Here is a 14,383-nt window from a genome sequence, read left to right on the forward strand (position 1 = left end):
GCCGCCGTCAGCCCGCGGCGGCCTCGGAGGCGGCCGTCCACTCCGGTGCCAGCACCGACCAGATCTCCTCGTCGTGCCGCTCGCCCCGGTACAGGTAACTCTCCCGCAGTACGGCCTCCTTGCGCATGCCGAGCCGGCGCGCGACCGCGATGCTGGGCGCGTTGCCGGCCGACACCCACCACTCCACCCGGTGGACGCCCCGCTCCCGGACCGCCCAGTCGATGAGCAGACGTGTCGCCCGGGTCACCAGACCCCGGCCCACCGCGGCCGGTTCCAGCCAGCAGCCCGCCTCCGCCGCACCCTGCGGCACGTCCAGCCGGCGCAGGATCACCGCGCCCACGAGGGTGCCGTCGAGACGGATCGCCCGGATGAGTCCGGTGTCGGACGCCTCCTTCCCGGCGTACGCCTCCAGGAAAGCCCGGGCGCCGGCCACGTCCTCGACCACGTCCGGCAGCCCGTTGAACCGCCCGATGAACTCCCGCCCCCGGTCCACGTGGGCGAGGAACTCCTCGGCCTGCCACGGCTGGAGAGGGCACAGCTCGGCGCCGTCGTCACCGAGAGAGGTCGCGAACATGGTCACCTTCGGGTGAGAGGGTGGGACATCTGGTAGGCCAGCCTACGGTCGGCGCCGTCCCCGATGGCCGTGAGGGCCTCGTCCAGCGCCATGAACCACTCCCAGCGCGGCCGCCCGTCGGCACCGGCCAGCCGGGCCACCACCAGGTCCTCCAGGTCCGCCACCCGCTTGTTCTTCCAGACCTTGTCGGCCAGGCTCACCAGCAGGTCCTCCACACCGATCCCGGGCGTCGCCCAGGCCGCGTGGGTACCGGCGAAGCGGGCGAGCCCGGCCGGCACCCCGTGGGTCAGCAGCAACTCCCGTCCCGCCGCCTCGTGTCGTGCGCCGGGACCGGACAGCTCCGCCGGGTGCAGTGCCTTGCCGATGTCGTGCGTGGCGGCGCCGAACAGCACGGCCTCGGAGTCGAACTCCAGGCTCGGGCAGTGCCGTCGTACCCACTCCACGAGCCGGGCCGCGACGTCGTGCACGGCCCTGAGGTGGGCCACCAGCCGGGGCGGGGCGTCGACCTCCTCCAGCAGCAGAGCGGCCCGCCCGGGCAGGGGGCGCAGGGGCGGATCGGTGATGTCGTCCGTCGCGATCGACGCGGTGTCGTGGGCCGTCATCGTGCCAGGGTAATCACCGGCGCGATCACGGTGTTCGGCGGCGATCGTGTGATCACAGCGTTCGGCGGCAATCGTGCGGTCACGGTGTTCGCGGCAATCGTATGGTCACGGTGTTCGACGGCGATCGTGCGCCACGGATTCGGCGGCGACAGTGCGGCCCGTCGCCGACATCGTTGTCCCGGCCGCCGGATGGCGACGCCGGGGAGCGAGGCCGACGATGGTCTCGTGGGGCACGGCCGCCGCCGCGACGCCGGGGCCGTCCGAGGCCGCCGGGGGACGGAGGCCGGCCCCGGCCGCGGTCAGCGGCCGGAAGGGAGGACACCGTCATGCTGGAAGTGAAGACGGTCGACAAGCCGGACGAACGGCGCGACTTCCCCCGCGGCCACCTCGAAGCGCTCCACCTGACCGGGCTCGACTTCGCGGTCGGCACCTTCGAGCCGGGCTGGCGCTGGTCGGAGTCCGTGGCACCGATCGCGGGAACCGCGAGCTGCATGGTCCACCACAACGGATACGTGGTGCAGGGACGGATGCACCTGCGCATGGACGACGGCGGGGAGAGCGAGGTCGGCCCGGGCGACGTCTTCGTGTGTCCGCCCGGCCACGACGCGTGGGTGGTCGGCGACGAGCCGGTCGTGGTCTACGACTTCGCCGGGACCATGGCGAACGAGTACGCGAAGAGTTAGCCGTACGGCGGTCCGTCCGCCGGTTCCCCCACCGGGCCGCACCGACCGCGGCCCGGTGGCATGTCCGGGTCGCCCCGCGCGAGCGACGCGGGGCCCCACCCGGCCCGAGCGACTACCCGGGCCGGGCAAGGCGGCAGCGACTCCCCGGGGCGGGCAGGCCGGAGCGGCTTCCAGGGGCGGGCAGGGCCGAAGCGGCTCCCCGGGGCGGGCAGGGCCGAAGCGGCTTCCCGACGTAGGCAGGGCCGAGGAGCAGTCCCGGGCCCGGCAGGGCCGGAGCGGCTTCCCAAAGCGGGCAGCCCGCAGTGGCTTCCCGCGGTGGGCAGGGCCGGAGCGGCTTTCCGGGCCGGGCGGTGCCGGTGGACGCCGGCTCGGCTCACTCGCCGAAGGTCCGTGCCCCCTCCTCCGCGAACGTCACCGCGGCCGCGTGGCCGAACAGGCCGGGCAGTCCGCCGGTGTGGACGAAGACCGTACGCTCGCCCGGGCGGATGTCGCCGTCCCGGACGGCCGCGCGGAGGCCGGCCATGGCCCGGCCCGTGTAGGTCGGGTCCAGGACCAGGCCCTCGGTGCGGGCGGCCAGGCGGAGCGCCTCCGACACCGGGCCGGTCAGGGCCGCGTAGCCGGCGCCCACCTGGTCCAGGCGGATCCGCAGCCCCTCCGCGTCGACCTCCTCCGTCGTGAGCGGTGCGGCGAACTCCGCCACCGCCGTGGCCGGGTCGGTCAGCGCGCCCACGTCCACGCCGAGCACCGACCCGCTGCCCAGGGCCGCGACCAGCCCGGCCATGGTGCCGCCCGAGCCGAGCGCGACCACGGCCGTGCGCAGGCCGGGAAGCTGCTCGCGCAGTTCCGCGCCGCAGCGGGCGTAGCCTCTGGCGCCCAGGGTGCTGGAACCGCCGAACGGGATCGGTGCCGGACGCGCGCCGCCCGCCCGCAGGCGTGCGCAGACGTCGGCGGCCGCCGCGTCCAGCCCGGTCTGGTCCACGTCACCGGCCCAGGCGAGGCGCGCCCCGAACAGCCCGTCCAGTGCCAGGTTCCCGGAGCGCGAGGCGCCCGGGGAGCCGCGCAGGACGAGGACGACGTCCAGGCCGAGCCGGGCGCCCGCGGCGGCGGTCAGCCGGGCGTGGTTGCTCTGCGGCGCCCCGGTCGTCACGAGCGTGTCGGCACCCTCGGCGAGGGCCGCGCCCAGCGTCCACTCCAGCTTGCGGATCTTGTTGCCGCCACCGCCCAGACCGGTCAGGTCGTCCCGCTTCACCCAGAGGTCGTCCGGCCCGAGCCCGAGCGCGGCGGCCAGCCGGGGCGCCGGTTCGACGGGGGTGGGGAAGGTGCCCAGCGGCACGGGAGGCTGATGGTTCATGGGGAGGTCCTCGGTTCGGTGGTCGTCCGGCGGAGTCCGGCGCGGTCGCCCGGCGCCATGACCAGTCGATCACAGCTGCGGCCCCGGCCACATGACCGGTCGATCACGGTCGCGAGCCGGGCCACATGACCGGTCGATCACGGTCGCGAGCCGGGCCACATGACCGGTCGATCACGGTCGCGAGCCGGGCCACATGACCGGTCGATCACGGTCGCGAGCCGGGCCACATGACCGGTCGATCACGGTCGCGAGCCGGGCCACATGACCAGTCGATCACGGGCGCGAGCTGAGCCTCACGATCAGTCGATCCTGGCGGTGGTCCCGGCTTCACGGTCAGTCGATCACGGCCGCGGTCCCGGCCACGTGGCCAGCCGATCACGGCTGCGGGCCAGCCCTGCTGTCCAGTCACTCGCCGTCGCGACCCCGCTTCAACGGCCAGCCGATCACGGCCGCGGTCCCGGCCTCATGGCCGGTCGATCACGGCCGGCCCCCCGCCGTCCGGCGTGTCACACCGGCAGCAGGTGGGCGACCAGCGTGCTGAGTTGGCGGGCCGTGCGGCACTCGTGCATCTCGACGAGGTCGGCGTAGGCGGGCGCGGCCGAGTCGCCGGTGCCCCACCGGTCGCGCGGCTCGGGGTTCAGCCAGTAGACGCGCCGGGCCTGCCGCGCGATCTCGCGTACCGCGGGGAGGTTCGGGTCGCTCATGTTCGTCCGCGCGTCCCCGAGCACAAACACCGTCGTCCGCGGGCCGACCGCACCGCCGTACCGCTCGGCGAACTCGCCCAGCGCCACGCCGTAGTCGCTGCTGCCGTGCCAGCCCGTGAGCGTGGCCTCGGCGCGGATCCGGGCGCTGAGCCCGTCGGGGTCGGCGCGGCCGTGGTCGAGCAGGCCGGTCACCTCGTCGAGCCGGTTGACGAAGGCGAACACGCGGACCTTGCCGAACTGGTCGTGCAGGGCCTGCACGAGGAGCATGGTGAAGTCCGAGAAGCCGGACACCGAGCCGGACACGTCGCACAGCAGCACCAGTTCGGGGCGGACCGGCCGGCGCCGGCGCAGCACCGGCCGCATCGGCACCCCGCCCGTGGACAGCGAGGAGCGCAGGGTGCGCCGCAGGTCGATCGCGCCGCGCGCGGCCCGGCGGCGGCGCGCGGCGAGCCGGGTGGCCAGCTTGCGTGCCAGCGGCGCCACGGCCCGGCGCAGCTCCGTCAGCTGGTCGCGGTCGGCGAACAGGAAGTCGACCCGGTCGGCCGTCGGCCGGACACCGCGCCGCGCGATCTCGTCCCGCCCGCGCCGCTCCGCCACCCGGCGCCGCGCCTCCGCCCCGACCATCCGCCGGAACTCCTCGATCCGGCCCCGGATCTCGTCGTCAAGCAGCCGGTCGGCGAACCCCGCGCCGCTGCCTTCCCGGCCCCGGACGTCGGCCCGGACCCGGGCCAACAGGGTCTGCGGGCGCAGCCGGTCCAGGGTCTGGTAGGCCGACCAGCCGTCCGAGCCCGGTGAACTCCCGTATCCGCCCAGGCCGTCCACCGCCTCCGCCGCCAGCCGGCCCATCAGCGCCCGGTCGTCGGCGGCCAGCGCCTCCGCGAGCCGGTCGCGCAGGGACTCCCGGTCCCCGGGCGCCTCCCGGGGTCCGCCCACACCCCGCGGGAAGTAGAGGTCGAAGACCGAGTCGAACAAGGTGCGTTGGCCGGGGCCGTGCAGCAGCGTCGCGGCCAGCCCCTCGCGCAGCAGCTCCCGGTCCGCGAGGCCCAGCGCCTCCACCGCGCGGGCCGCGTCCACGCTCTCCCCGGTGCCGATCCGCACCCCGTGCGCGCGCAGCGCGCCGACCAGACCCGTGATCCGGTCGGCCACGGCGGTCACAGCGTGTCCAGGTCGAGCTTGGCCGCCGCCTTCTGGATGTCGTCCTGGTGCTTGAGGATCACCCCGAGGGTGTCCTGTACGACGGTCTCGTCCAGGGTGTCGGCGCCCAGCGCCAGCAGGGTGCGCGCCCAGTCGACGGTCTCGGCGACGGACGGCGCCTTGCGGAGGTCCATCGCGCGCAGCGCGCCCACCACCCGGACCACCGACTCGGTGAGCGCCTGGCCGAGGCCCGGCACCTTCAGCCGTACGATGCGTCGCTCCAGCTCCTCCTCCGGGAACCCGATGTGCAGGAACAGGCAGCGGCGGCGCAGCGCCTCGGACAGCTCCCGGCCGGCGTTGGAGGTGAGGACGACGAACGGGCGGCGGGTCGCGGTGACCGTGCCCAGCTCCGGGACCGTCACCTGGAAGTCGCTGAGCACCTCCAGCAGCAGCCCCTCCATCTCGATGTCGGCCTTGTCGGTCTCGTCGATGAGCAGCACGGTCGGCTCGTCGCCGCGGATGGCGGTCAGCAGGGGACGGGGGAGCAGGAACTCCTCGCTGAAGATGTCGGTGCGGGCCTCGTCCCAGCTCTCGCCGCGGCCGGCGCTGATGCGCAGCAGCTGCTTGGCGTGGTTCCACTCGTACAGGGCCCGGGACTCGTCGACGCCCTCGTAGCACTGGAGCCGTACCAGCCGGGCCGCGGCCACCTGGGCGACGGCCTTGGCCAGCTCGGTCTTGCCGACTCCGGCGGGGCCCTCCACCAGCAGCGGCTTGCCCAGCCGGGCGGCGAGGAACACGGTCGTGGCGACGGCGGGGGAGGCGAGATAGCCGGTCTCGGCGAGACGGGTGGAGACGTCGTCGACGGACGTGAACAACGGGGCCTCCGGCGGGTCGGGGAGCAGAGTCCACGGGCGAGCAGATCCAAGTCTCTATCTAAGCGCTTGTTCAGTACTCGCGCCACGGTATACACCGATCGGTTTCCGTTCCGTCCGGCCGCGGTACCCTCGCCGTATGGCCACCACAGAGAAGGCGTCGGCGAAGGCGTCCCCGCGCGACCGGCTGCTCGACGCCGCCGCCCGGCTCTCCTACCGGGACGGCGTCTCCGTCGGCGTCGAGGCGCTGTGCCGGGCGGCCGGCGTGTCCAAGCGGTCGATGTACCAGCTGTTCGACAGCAAGGACGCGATGCTGGCCGCGAGCCTGGAGCGGCGCATCCCCGGGTACGAGGACCGGCTCGCCCACCCCGACCCCGGCTCCGCCACCCCGCGCGAGCGCATCCTGTACGTCTTCGAACAGCTGGCGCTGACCTCCCGGGACGCCGACTTCCACGGCTGCCCGTACCTGGCGGTGCTGGTCGAGCTGAAGGACCCGGAGCATCCGGCGAGCGTGGTCGCCCGCGGGGTCAAGGAGCGTCTGGCGGCACGCTTGCGCGCCGAGGCGGAGCAGGGCGGCGCCCGCGATCCCGAGCTGCTCGCCCGCCAGCTCGTCCTCGTCTTCGACGGCGCCAGTGCCCGGGCCGGTGCCGGGGTGGAGCGCCTGGACGACGGACTCGTCACGGCGACGGTGACCGCGCTGCTGGACGCGGGCGGCGTGCACTAGACCGCTCGTCCGGATCATGCCGGGCTCGGCCCGATCCGGACGGAAGACCCCGGGCGCCGGGGCGCCACCGCCCCTCACCGGCACGGCGGCAGGAGCGGGGGAGACCGGCGCGCCTACCCGTACGGGCCACCACAACGCGCCGATCCGCTCGCCCGACCGGTGCAATGGACCCGTGACCGCGCCCCCGGACGACTGCCTCGCGCGCAACGAATGGATCTGCGGCGCCTATCTGAGCACGCGTCGGCAGGTCCTGTTCGACGCGGTGGTCCAGCACCTCCAGCTGACCTTCCTGTCGGTCCTGATCGGCCTGATCATCGCGCTGCCGCTCGCGGTGCTCGCCCGCCGCTGGCGCTGGGTGGCCGGTCCGGTCCTCGCGGGCACGACGATCCTCTACACGATCCCGTCGCTGGCGATGTTCTCCCTGCTCCTGCCCCTCTACGGCCTCTCGGCCGGCCTCGTCGTCGCCGGGCTGGTGCTGTACTCCCTCACCCTGCTCGTGCGGAACCTCCTCGCGGGCCTGCGCGCGGTCCCCGAGGAGACCCGGCAGGCCGCGCGGGGCCTCGGCCACGGTCCCGTCCGCCTGCTGCTCACCGTGGAGCTGCCCCTCGCCCTGCCCGCCGCGATGGCCGGCCTGCGCATCGCCACCGTCTCGGCGGTCTCCCTGGTCACGGTCGGCGCGATCGTCGGCTTCGGCGGGCTCGGCAACCTCATCTACTCGGGCATGAACACCTACTTCAAGGCCCAGGTGCTCACCGCGTCCGTGCTGTGTGTGCTGATCGCCGTCGCCGCGGACCTGCTCCTGCTGGGCGTGCAGCGGCTGATCACGCCCTGGGCCAGGGCGGACCGGGCATGAGCACCCTCGCCGCGAGCTGGGACTGGCTCACCGATCCCGCCCACTGGCCGGGCGAGGACGGCATCCGGCACCGGTTGCTCCAGCACCTGGTGCTCACCGTGGTCTGCCTCCTCCTCAGCTGTCTGATCGCCCTGCCCGTCGCCCTCGTCCTCGGCCACCTCGGCAAGGGCGGCGCGCTCGCCGTGAACATCTCCAACGTCGGCCGGGCCGTCCCCACCTTCGCCGTCCTGGTGCTGCTCCTGCTGACCCCCGTCGGGAGGTGGGGGGAGGGGCCCACGGTGGTCGCCCTGGTGCTGTTCGCCGTGCCGCCGCTGCTCACCAACGCCTACGTCGGCATGCGCGAGGTCGACCGCGGCGTCGTCCAGGCCGCCCGGGGCATGGGGATGACCGGCCGGCAGCTGTTGTTCCGCGTGGAGCTGCCGCTTTCGCTGCCGCTGCTGCTGAACGGGGTCCGGATCGCCGCCGTCCAGCTCGTCGCCACCGCGACCATCGCGGCGCTCGCGGGCGGCGGCGGCCTCGGCCGGATCATCACGGCGGGATTCAACCTGGCCAGCACGCCCATGGTGGTGGCGGGCGCACTCCTCGTCGCGGTGTTCGCCCTGCTCGTTGAGGCCGCCTTCGAGGTCGCCGAACGCCTGGCACCGAAGTGGGCCCGGGGCGGCCGGTGAGGGGCCGCACCGCGGCGGCGGCCGCGCTGCTCGCCCTCACGGCCTGCACCGCGGGCCCCTCCCTGGAGAACAGGGGCCAGGTCACCGCCTCGCCCGGCGACAGCCACCACCTGACCATCGGATCGGCCGGCTTCACCGAGAGCGACCTGCTCGCCCAGATATACGCGCAACTGCTGAACCGGGCCGGCTACCGGACGTCGATCCTCACGGTCGCCAACCGGGAGCTGTACGAACCGGCCCTGGAATCGGGCCGGATCGACGTCGTACCGGAGTACGCGGCCACGTTCGCGGACTGGCTCAACGCCAAGACCCACGGCGCGGACGCGAAGCCCGTCGGCTCTCCCGACCTCGACGCCACCATGAAGGCGCTGCGGACACTCGCCGCACCCCGCGGCCTCACGGTCCTCCCACCCGGCCGGGCGGTCGACCAGAACGCCTTCGCGGTCAGCGCCGGCTACGCCCGAAGGCACGGCCTCGAGACCCTCGGCGACCTGGGCGCCGCGAAGCTGAAGGTGCGGCTCGCCGCCGGCGACGAGTGCGTCCAACGGCCGTACTGCGCGCCGGGCCTGAAGAAGGTGTACGGCATCGACATCACCGGGGTCGACCCCAAGGGCGTCGGCACGACCCAGGCCAAGCGGGCCGTGCAGGACGGCCGGGACCAGATGGTGCTGACCACCACCACGGACGCCACCCTCGACCTGTTCGGCCTGGTCCTGCTCGCCGACGACAGGCACCTGCAGAACGCCGACTACGTCGTCCCGGTCGTCAACCGCTCCCGCGCGGGCAGCGAGCGCGTGGCCAGGGCGCTGGGCAGGCTCAACGGCGTCCTGACGACCAAGGACCTGGCGCGGCTCAACCAGCAGGTCGACGCCTGGCGCCGGCTGCCCGCCGACGTGGCCCGCACGTACCTGAAGGACAAGGGCCTGCTGAAGTGATGCGCGTCAGGCGTCCGACACCGAGTGGAAGCCGGCCTGCCCCCGTGTCACACCCCGCGCGTCCGCGTCCACCGAGCGGCGCAGCGCCTCGTGCAGCTTCGCCGGGGTGAGCACGCCCAAAAACCGTGCCCCGTCCAGTACGGCGACCCACCCGGCGTCGTGCTGGAGCATTACCCCGAAGGCCTGCTTCAGCGGTGCGCCCACCGGCACCCAGGCGGTCATCCGGTGCACGAGGTCCCCGACCGTGCCGCCCGCCGCCAGCTCGTCGATGCCGACCCAGCCGCGCAGGTCACCGCCCGGGTCCAGGACCACCGCCCACCGCGCGTCCTCGGCCCGCAGCCGCCGCGCGGCCCGCTCGGCGGGCTCGTCCCCCCGGGCCACGGGCGGCTGCTCCAGATCGTCCGGCTCGATCTCGGTCACCGACAGCCGCTTCAGTCCCCGGTCGGCGCCCACGAAGCCGGCGACGTAAGCGGTCGCGGGCGCCCCGAGCACCGCGCCGGGCGTGTCGAACTGCTCGATGCGGCCCTGCCCGTACACGGCGATGCGGTCGCCGAGCCGGACGGCCTCCTCGATGTCGTGCGTGACCAGCAGCACCGTCTTGCGCACCGCGGCCTGCATGCGCAGGAACTCGTCCTGGAGCTGCTCGCGCACGACCGGGTCGACCGCGCCGAACGGCTCGTCCATCAGCAGCACCGGTGGATCCGCGGCCAGCGCCCGGGCCACGCCGACCCGCTGCCGCTGCCCGCCCGACAGCTGCTGCGGATACCGGGGGCCGTACGTCCTCGGGTCCAGACCCACCAGGTCCAGCAGCTCGGCCGCGCGGGCCCGGGCCTTCGCCCGCTTCCAGCCGAGCAGCGCGGGCACGGTCGCGGTGTTGTCCAGGACGGTGCGGTGGGGGAAGAGGCCGACCTGCTGGATGACGTAGCCGATGCGGCGGCGCAGCCGCACCGGGTCCACGGCCGCGATGTCCTCACCGCCGACGAAGATCCGGCCGGAGGTCGGCTCGATGAGCCGGTTCACCATCATCATGGTCGTCGTCTTGCCGCATCCGGACGGCCCGACGAGGGTGACCAGTTCCCCCTCCGACACCTCGAAGGAGAGGTCGTCCACGGCCGTCGTACCGTCCGGGTACCGCTTGGTGACCTGCTCGAACCGGATCATTCCCTCACGCTACGGCAGGTCCCCCCGCGGCTCATCCCGCCGTGCCCCGGCCGGCGGAAGCCGGGCGGTCACCGCCCCACCGTCAGCACGATCTTGCCGTACTGAGCGCCCGCCTCCATGTACCGGTGGGCCTCCACGACGTCCTCCAGCGGGAAGGTGCGGTCGACCACCGGGCGCAGGGAGCCGGTGCGCAGCCCGGAGTCGACGAAGGCGACGGCGCGTCGCATCCGTTCGGGGATCGCCAGGACCTCGCGGGTCACGGTGTACGTGCGCATGTTCAGCGCGGGCATCCCCAGGTCGAACCCGGGAAACGGGGTGGGCTCGCCGCTCTGCATCCCCCACAGCAGCAGCGTTCCGCCGGCGGCCACGGCCCTGCCGAGGTCCAGCACGCCCGGCCCCGCGACGGCGTCGAGGACCGACTCGGCGCCCCGGCCCCCGGTCAGCTCCAGCACCCGCCCGGCCACGTCCTCCTCGTCGGAGACGATCACCTCGGCGGCGCCGTCGTCCAGCAGGCGCTCCCGCTTGGCGGGGGTCCGGGTGACGGCGACGGGCGTGGCGCCGAGCCGGTTCGCGGTCTGGATCGCGGCGAGACCGAGGCTGCTGGAGGCAGCGTTCACGACGACCACGTCACCGGCCCGGATGCCGCCGACCTCCACCATCGCGCCGTACGCCGTCAGATAGGGCATCCACACCGCCGCTCCGCCGACCGGGTCCACCTCGGGGGACCGGGGCAGCAGCGCGGACGCGGGCACGAGCGCGCGTTCGGCGTACACGCCGTAGTCGTTGTGCGAGAAGCTCGGGACGACACTGACCGGCTGCCCGGGTGCGACGGCGGTCACGCCGGGGCCGACGGCCTCCACCACGCCCGCCGCCTCGTTGCCGAGCCGGGCCGGGAACCGCTTGACCGGATCGATGTACCGGCCGCTGCGGAACAGTCCGTCGGCCCGGTTCACGCCGATGGCCTCGATGCGCAGCAGCACCTCGCCGGGACCCGGCTCGCCCGGCTCCACGTCCTCCAGCCGCAGCACCTCGGGCCCGCCGGTCTCGTGGAACCGCACCGTCTTCGCCATGTCAACTCCCCCTCGTCATCACGGTGATCACTCACACTGTGCGCCAAAGTACGATGACTGTCAAACTACGAAGAGAGTCGTACTACGGAGTGGGGCGGTGGAGGGTCAGCCGAGCAGGATCACCTCCAGCGTGCGCGGGCCGTGCACGCCCTCCACCCGGTCCAACTCGATGTCGCTGGTCGCCGACGGACCCGAGATCCACGTCGACGGGCGTGCCGGATCGAGGCGTTCGAGGGCCTGCGGAACGGAGGAGACGACCTGGTCCGGTACGCGGACGACACAGATGTGGTGGTCCGGGATGAGCGAGATACGGCGCCGGCCCTGCTCCGGTGAGCCGTCGAGGACGATCGTGCCGGTCTCGGCGATCGCCACGGCGCAGCCCGTCACCACGCTGTCCACCCGGTCCAGCCGCGCTGCGGTGTGCGCCGCCCGGTCGTGGATCCGGACGGGATCGGCGGCGGCCAGCCACTGCGGCGGCAGCCCGGGCGGGACCAGCACCTCCTGGGAGCCGCGCCGGGCCAGCAGCCGCATGACGAGGTCCGGCACCTCCTCTGCCGTGCAGCGGTGCACGATCGCCCGGTAGTCCGCCAGGTTCTCCGCCAGCAGCTCCACCGTCTGCCCGGCCGTACGGTCCCCGTGCTCACGCAGATACTCCCGGGGCACCGCCTCCTCGTACGGCCGCTCGTCCGGTGTCACGTCCGCGAGCGCGCGCCGCACCCGGCCGAGGATCCGCTCCCTGCTGCTCATGCCGCGCCGTCCTTTCCGCCGTGCGTGCGCCGCCACCAGTCCCGGAACGGCTCCGGCGGCACGGCCGGCAGGTCCCGCGTGCCGCTCCACGCCCGGCCGGGGCCCGGCAGTGTGCGCGGATGCAGCCGGCGCGTCCGGGAGGCCAGCCGCTGGCCCGCGCCCAGGGCGCCCGGATGCGTGAACGCCCAGCGCGCCGCCCGCATCGCCGCCCGCTCGGCCGCGTGCCCCTTCGCCGGCCGGAGCACCACCTTGTTGCCCTGCCGCACCGCCGGACCGCCCTCCACCACCCGCTCCCGCAGATGGACGAGCACCTCGGGGATGTCGATGGCCACCGGGCACACCTCGTAGCAGGCCCCGCACAGGCTCGACGCATAGGGCAGGGAGGCGTCGATCTCGCTTCCCGTGCCCCGCAGTTGAGGGCTGAGGATGGCGCCGATCGGGCCCGGGTACACCGAGCCGTACGCGTGCCCGCCGGCCCGCTCGTACACCGGGCACACGTTCAGACAGGCCGAGCAGCGGATGCAGCGCAGCGCCTGGCGGCCGACCTCGTCGGCGAGCGTGTCCGTGCGGCCGTTGTCGAGCAGCACCAGATGGAAGGTGCGCGGCCCGTCCCCGTCCGTGGTGCCGGTCCACATGCTGGTGTACGGGTTCATCCGCTCGGCCGTGGAGGAACGGGGCAGGGTCTGGAGGAAGACCTCCAGGTCCCGCCAGGTCGGCACCACCTTCTCGATGCCGACGACCGAGATCAGCGTCTCCGGCAGGGTCAGGCACATCCGCCCGTTGCCCTCGGACTCCACGACGACCAGGGTGCCGGTCTCGGCGACCATGAAGTTCGCGCCCGAGACGCCGACCCTGGCCCGCAGGAACTTCTCCCGCAGGTGCAGCCGGGCCGCCTCGGCGAGTTCGGCGGGCGTGTCCGTCAGGCCCTCCGGGGCCGGGCGGCCCCATTTGCCCATCTCGGTACGGAAGATGTCCCGGATCTCGCCCCGGTTGCGATGGATGGCCGGGACCAGGATGTGCGAGGGGCGGTCCTCGCCCAACTGGACGATCAACTCGGCGAGATCCGTCTCGTAGGCGCGGATGCCCTCCTGCGCGAGCGCCTCGTTGAGGCCGATCTCCTGCGTGGCCATCGACTTGACCTTCACGACCTCCGACTCACCGGTGGCCCGGACCAGACCGGCGACGATCCGGTTCGCCTCGTCGGCGTCCGCCGCCCAGTGCACCGTCCCGCCGGCCGCGGTGACCGACTCCTCCAACTGCACGAGATACCGGTCGAGATGGCGCAGGGTGTGGTCCTTGATCCGCCGGCCCGCCTCGCGCAGCGCCGCCCAGTCGGACAACTCGCCCACCGCCCTCGCCCGTTTGGCCCGGATGGTGTGGGTGGCGTGCCGCAGATTGGCGCGCAGCGTGGGGTTGTGGACGGCGTCGTGCGCGGCCGCGGGGAAGGCCGGGTGGGCGGCCGGGGGGAACCCGGGCATGCCGACGAACGTTCCGCTCATACCGCCGGTTCCTCCTCCGTGCTCGCCAGGATCTCCGCGATGTGCACCGGCCGCATGCCCGACCGCAGCCTGCTCATGGTCCCGCCGAGGTGCATCAGGCACGAGTTGTCGGCCGCGCACAGCACCTGGGCGCCCGTCGACTCCGCGTTGCGCACCTTGTCCACGCCCATCGCCGTCGACACGTCCGCGTTCTTCAGCGCGAACGTGCCGCCGAAGCCGCAGCACTCCTCGGCACCCGGCAGCTCGACCAGTTCCAGATCCTTGACGGCACGCAGCAGCCGGCGCGGCCGGTCACCGAGCCCCAGACCGCGCAGCCCGTGACAGGTGGGGTGGTAGGTGACCTTGTGCGGGTACCGGGCGCCGACGTCCGTCACCCCCAGCACGTCCACCAGGAACTCCGTCAGCTCGTAGGTCTTCGGCACCACCGGTGCCAGCGTCCGGGCGAGGCCGTCCCCGCGCCCCTCGGCCCGGGCCCGCTCACCCATGCGGGGATACAGCTCCCGCACCATCGCCCCGCACGACCCGGACGGGGTCACGATCGCCTCGTACTCCCCGAAGACATCGGCGAAGTGCCGGGCCAGCGGCTCGGCCTCGTGCCGGTAGCCGGTGTTGTAGTGCGCCTGCCCGCAACAGCTCTGGGCCGCCGGGAAATCGACCTCGACACCCAGCCTGGTCAGCAGCTTCACCACAGCCCGCCCGGTGTCCGGATACAGCGTGTCGTTGACACAGGTCAGGAACAGGGCGACACGCATCGCGGCTCCTCGGCGTCGGTCGTCGGTCGTCGGACGAGTGCAGGGTAGTGGGCA

The 14,383-nt window shown here is 73.7% G+C and carries 15 protein-coding genes; 5 read left to right on the forward strand and 10 right to left on the reverse strand.

Going from position 1 to position 14,383, the window contains the following annotated elements; all coding sequences use genetic code 11:
• Positions 1-7: 7 nt before the first annotated feature.
• Together JK361_RS04905 and JK361_RS04910 are read right to left on the reverse strand one after the other, a co-directional pair.
• The gene (locus JK361_RS04905) at positions 8-574 is read right to left on the reverse strand and encodes a GNAT family N-acetyltransferase (protein ID WP_201814409.1); all 567 of its coding nucleotides are present in this window, start codon (positions 572-574) and stop codon (positions 8-10) included.
• A 2-nt stretch (positions 575-576) separates the two neighbouring features.
• A complete protein-coding gene (locus tag JK361_RS04910) occupies positions 577-1,176 on the reverse strand; it encodes an HD domain-containing protein (RefSeq protein ID WP_201814410.1) in 600 nt (199 codons plus the stop codon).
• Between the two features lie 326 nt (positions 1,177-1,502).
• On the opposite strand from JK361_RS04910, the gene JK361_RS04915 reads away from it, so the two are divergent.
• Positions 1,503-1,859 (forward strand): cupin domain-containing protein, encoded by a 357-nt coding sequence (locus tag JK361_RS04915; RefSeq protein WP_201814411.1) that lies wholly within the window; start codon positions 1,503-1,505, stop codon positions 1,857-1,859.
• A gap of 373 nt (positions 1,860-2,232) precedes the next feature.
• Here JK361_RS04915 and JK361_RS04920 read toward each other — a convergent pair whose 3' ends face one another.
• The 3 genes from JK361_RS04920 to JK361_RS04930 form a co-directional block, all read right to left on the reverse strand.
• Positions 2,233-3,210 (reverse strand): D-cysteine desulfhydrase family protein, encoded by a 978-nt coding sequence (locus tag JK361_RS04920; protein WP_201814412.1) that lies wholly within the window; start codon positions 3,208-3,210, stop codon positions 2,233-2,235.
• Between the two features lie 506 nt (positions 3,211-3,716).
• Positions 3,717-5,069: a vWA domain-containing protein gene (locus JK361_RS04925; protein ID WP_201814413.1), complete on the reverse strand. Its 1,353-nt coding sequence runs from the start codon at positions 5,067-5,069 to the stop codon at positions 3,717-3,719.
• The gene (locus JK361_RS04930) at positions 5,066-5,923 is read right to left on the reverse strand and encodes an AAA family ATPase (protein WP_201814414.1); all 858 of its coding nucleotides are present in this window, start codon (positions 5,921-5,923) and stop codon (positions 5,066-5,068) included. The genes JK361_RS04925 and JK361_RS04930 overlap by 4 nt, the downstream gene beginning before the upstream one ends.
• A gap of 136 nt (positions 5,924-6,059) precedes the next feature.
• Between JK361_RS04930 and JK361_RS04935 the strand changes: the two genes are divergently transcribed.
• The 4 genes from JK361_RS04935 (at position 6,060) to JK361_RS04950 (ending at position 9,100) form a co-directional block, all read left to right on the forward strand.
• A complete protein-coding gene (locus tag JK361_RS04935) occupies positions 6,060-6,644 on the forward strand; it encodes a TetR/AcrR family transcriptional regulator (RefSeq protein ID WP_201814415.1) in 585 nt (194 codons plus the stop codon).
• 172 nt (positions 6,645-6,816) lie between these two features.
• Positions 6,817-7,497, forward strand: a complete 681-nt coding sequence (locus JK361_RS04940; protein ID WP_201814416.1) for an ABC transporter permease — start codon at positions 6,817-6,819, stop codon at positions 7,495-7,497.
• On the forward strand, positions 7,494-8,165 hold the full coding sequence (locus JK361_RS04945) for an ABC transporter permease (protein ID WP_201814417.1): 672 nt from the start codon (positions 7,494-7,496) through the stop codon (positions 8,163-8,165). The genes JK361_RS04940 and JK361_RS04945 overlap by 4 nt, the downstream gene beginning before the upstream one ends.
• Complete coding sequence (locus JK361_RS04950) at positions 8,162-9,100, forward strand: ABC transporter substrate-binding protein (protein ID WP_201814418.1); 939 nt, start codon at positions 8,162-8,164, stop codon at positions 9,098-9,100. Before JK361_RS04945 ends, JK361_RS04950 begins: the two co-directional genes overlap by 4 nt.
• A 6-nt stretch (positions 9,101-9,106) precedes the next feature.
• Here JK361_RS04950 and JK361_RS04955 read toward each other — a convergent pair whose 3' ends face one another.
• From JK361_RS04955 to JK361_RS04975, 5 genes are all read right to left on the reverse strand, one after another.
• A complete protein-coding gene (locus JK361_RS04955; RefSeq protein WP_201814419.1) occupies positions 9,107-10,261 on the reverse strand; it encodes an ABC transporter ATP-binding protein in 1,155 nt (384 codons plus the stop codon).
• A gap of 68 nt (positions 10,262-10,329) precedes the next feature.
• Entirely contained in the window at positions 10,330-11,331 is a 1,002-nt protein-coding gene (locus tag JK361_RS04960) for a zinc-dependent alcohol dehydrogenase family protein (protein WP_201814420.1), read from the reverse strand.
• Between the two features lie 105 nt (positions 11,332-11,436).
• Complete coding sequence (locus JK361_RS04965; protein ID WP_201814421.1) at positions 11,437-12,078, reverse strand: LutC/YkgG family protein; 642 nt, start codon at positions 12,076-12,078, stop codon at positions 11,437-11,439.
• Complete coding sequence (locus JK361_RS04970; RefSeq protein ID WP_201814422.1) at positions 12,075-13,577, reverse strand: lactate utilization protein B; 1,503 nt, start codon at positions 13,575-13,577, stop codon at positions 12,075-12,077. Before JK361_RS04970 ends, JK361_RS04965 begins: the two co-directional genes overlap by 4 nt.
• Complete coding sequence (locus JK361_RS04975; RefSeq protein WP_201814423.1) at positions 13,574-14,329, reverse strand: (Fe-S)-binding protein; 756 nt, start codon at positions 14,327-14,329, stop codon at positions 13,574-13,576. Before JK361_RS04975 ends, JK361_RS04970 begins: the two co-directional genes overlap by 4 nt.
• Positions 14,330-14,383: the final 54 nt, after the last annotated feature.

It is taken from the genome of Streptomyces musisoli (assembly GCF_016741855.1).
Lineage (GTDB): Bacteria > Actinomycetota > Actinomycetes > Streptomycetales > Streptomycetaceae > Streptomyces > Streptomyces musisoli.

Coding starts and splice junctions, on each gene's coding strand:
- JK361_RS04905 (WP_201814409.1), bottom strand. CDS start 574: ATGTTCGCGACCTCTCTCGGTGACGACGGCGCCGAGCTGTGCCCTCTC.
- JK361_RS04910 (WP_201814410.1), bottom strand. CDS start 1,176: ATGACGGCCCACGACACCGCGTCGATCGCGACGGACGACATCACCGAT.
- JK361_RS04915 (WP_201814411.1), top strand. CDS start 1,503: ATGCTGGAAGTGAAGACGGTCGACAAGCCGGACGAACGGCGCGACTTC.
- JK361_RS04920 (WP_201814412.1), bottom strand. CDS start 3,210: ATGAACCATCAGCCTCCCGTGCCGCTGGGCACCTTCCCCACCCCCGTC.
- JK361_RS04935 (WP_201814415.1), top strand. CDS start 6,060: ATGGCCACCACAGAGAAGGCGTCGGCGAAGGCGTCCCCGCGCGACCGG.
- JK361_RS04945 (WP_201814417.1), top strand. CDS start 7,494: ATGAGCACCCTCGCCGCGAGCTGGGACTGGCTCACCGATCCCGCCCAC.
- JK361_RS04955 (WP_201814419.1), bottom strand. CDS start 10,261: ATGATCCGGTTCGAGCAGGTCACCAAGCGGTACCCGGACGGTACGACG.
- JK361_RS04960 (WP_201814420.1), bottom strand. CDS start 11,331: ATGGCGAAGACGGTGCGGTTCCACGAGACCGGCGGGCCCGAGGTGCTG.
- JK361_RS04965 (WP_201814421.1), bottom strand. CDS start 12,078: ATGAGCAGCAGGGAGCGGATCCTCGGCCGGGTGCGGCGCGCGCTCGCG.
- JK361_RS04970 (WP_201814422.1), bottom strand. CDS start 13,577: ATGAGCGGAACGTTCGTCGGCATGCCCGGGTTCCCCCCGGCCGCCCAC.
- JK361_RS04975 (WP_201814423.1), bottom strand. CDS start 14,329: ATGCGTGTCGCCCTGTTCCTGACCTGTGTCAACGACACGCTGTATCCG.